The sequence below is a fragment of the Labrys wisconsinensis genome, from assembly GCF_030814995.1.
In the GTDB taxonomy this organism is placed as follows: domain Bacteria; phylum Pseudomonadota; class Alphaproteobacteria; order Rhizobiales; family Labraceae; genus Labrys; species Labrys wisconsinensis.
Window position 1 is genome coordinate 1 of sequence record NZ_JAUSVX010000049.1, and the last position, 2,350, is coordinate 2,350.

The 2,350-nt window shown below is 68.0% G+C and carries 1 protein-coding gene; it reads left to right on the forward strand.

Annotation, left to right across the window (positions count from 1 at the left end; all coding sequences use genetic code 11):
• On the forward strand, positions 1–2,350 hold a 2,350-nt coding region (locus tag QO011_RS42450; protein ID WP_307286761.1), incomplete at both ends, for a toxin TcdB middle/N-terminal domain-containing protein.

The following is a 2,350-nucleotide window of genomic DNA, read 5'->3' on the forward strand; positions in this document are numbered from 1 at the left end:
GGCGACGGACGCGCGGACATCGTGCCGGTCAACGGCAAGTATCTCGGCGCGACCAGCACCTATCTTTCCGCTGCCGGCGCGATTCCCGACCTGGTGACGTCCGTGACCGGGCCGCTGGGCGGCGTGACGACGATTGCCTACCAGCCCTCGTCCGGCGTCAGGCACGGTCCGATGCCGGGCATCGTCCAAGAGGTCAAGACGCTGACCACCAGCGACGGGCGAACCACGCCGTCGACCACCACGTTCGCCTATGCCGGCGGCCTCTTCAACGCCGCCGAGCGCCGGTTCCTCGGCTTCCGGACGGTGACGGCGGACCTGCCCTGCAATGCCGGGGACGCGGCCTGCCCGCGCAAGATCTCCACCTTCCGGCAGGATCTGGCTTCGGCCGGCCGGCTGGAGAAGCTGGAGGAGACCACCACCGCCACGAGCGCGCCGGTGCTGCGGCGCTCGCTGGAGACCTGGAGCGTCAAGACCACCGCCGGGCTCAAGGCCAACTGGCCGCCGGCTACCGGCACCGTGCCGGCGCTGACGCTGCCCTATACCGCATTCGACACGGCGTCCGAGGCGCAGCAGATCTTCGGCTCGATAACCAGGCGCAGCACGCTCGCTCGCCAGTTCGACGACTACGGCAACATCACCAAGCTGACCGAGAACGGCGATGCCGACCAGACCGGCGACGAGCGCCTGACCCTGACCAGCTACGCCTACAACACCGGCGACTACATCGTCTCCGCGCCCTATCGCACGCGTATCTATGCCGGCACCACCAGCTCCGACCCGCTGATGGAGGACACGCTCCTCCACTATGACGGCGCGGCTTCCTACACCACGCCGCCGACCAAGGGCGACGTCACCCAGATCCGGCGCTGGCTCGACACCAGCTCCAGCTGGATCGTCGCCGGCAAGGCCGAATACGACGCCTATGGCAACAAGACCGCTGTGGTCGATGCGCTCGGCAACCGCAGCGAGACGATCTACGACACCACCTACCGCCTGTTCCCGGTGGAGGTGCGCAACGCCAAATACGTCCAGGACGGCGACACCCGCCAGACGGCGACGTCCACCTACGACGCCCAGTGCCAGAAGCCGCTGACCGTCACCGACATGAACGGCGGGGTGACCAGTTTTACCTATGATGCGCTCTGCCGGCTCACCCGCAAGGACCTGCCGCTGATCGCCGGCGACAGCAAGTCAGCTTTCGTCAAGGTCGATTACGTCGCTCTCGGCAGCCCGACCTCCCAATATGTGGACGTCCGAACGCCCGGACCGACAGGCACGGTCGAGATCTACACCAAGACCTATCTCGACGGCCTCGGACGCACCTGGCGGACGCTCGCCCAGGGACCGAGCACGAGCCAGGTCATCACCGCGCTGACCGACTACACCGCTCGCGGCACCGTGGCCCGTGCGAGCCGGCCCTTCTATTCCGGCGACACCGCCTACTACACCGCGACCGCCTATGACGCCCTCGACCGGCTGGTGAAGGTGACCAACCCGGATGGATCGACCGCGACCCAGGCCTATGGCACCTCCGATCTGACGGCGCTGCGCGGCTTCCTGACCGTGACCGCGACGGACGAGCTCGGCCGGCAGGGTGTCACCCACGCCGACGCCTATGGCCGCGCCGTGCGCCAGACGCGCTTCCTCGATGCCGCCGGCACAGCCCCGGTCAGCCGGACCATGACCTATGATGCGCTCGGCCAGCTGGTCGGCCTCACCGACCCGGCCGGAAACCAATGGGCGAACACGTTCGACCTTTTGGGGCGGCGCACGAAGATCCAGGATCCCGATCTCGGCACCTGGACCTTCGCCTATGACGTGGCCGGGCAACTGACCCTGCAGACCGACGCCAAGGCCCAGCAGATCGCCTTCACCTATGATCGGCTCGGCCGCATCCTGACCAAGACGGTGGGCAGCGATGTCTCGACCTATACCTATGACGAGGCCCGCACCGGCTTCTTCAATGTCGGCGTGCTGACGACGGCGGCGAATGCCGTGGCGTCGCTGACCTCGGACCGGGACAAGCTGGGCCGCGAGGTGAAGAAGACGCTGACGGTCGACGGCCAGAGCTACCAGACCACCACGGCCTACGACATCGGCTCACGCATCCTGTGGCGCCTGCTGCCGGACGGCTCCACGATCGGCTCGGCCTCGGCGCCGATGCTCTACGATCCCGCCGGCCGCCTCGTCGGCGTGCCGGGCCTGGTCGCCGGCATCACCTATGACGCTTCCGGCAAGCCTCTGGTCACCACCTACGCCAATGCCGGCGGCAACACCGTCCTCAGCACGGCGACCTATGACGCCGTGCGCGGCTGGCTCACCGGCCTGCGGCACGAGCAGTCCGGCGGCA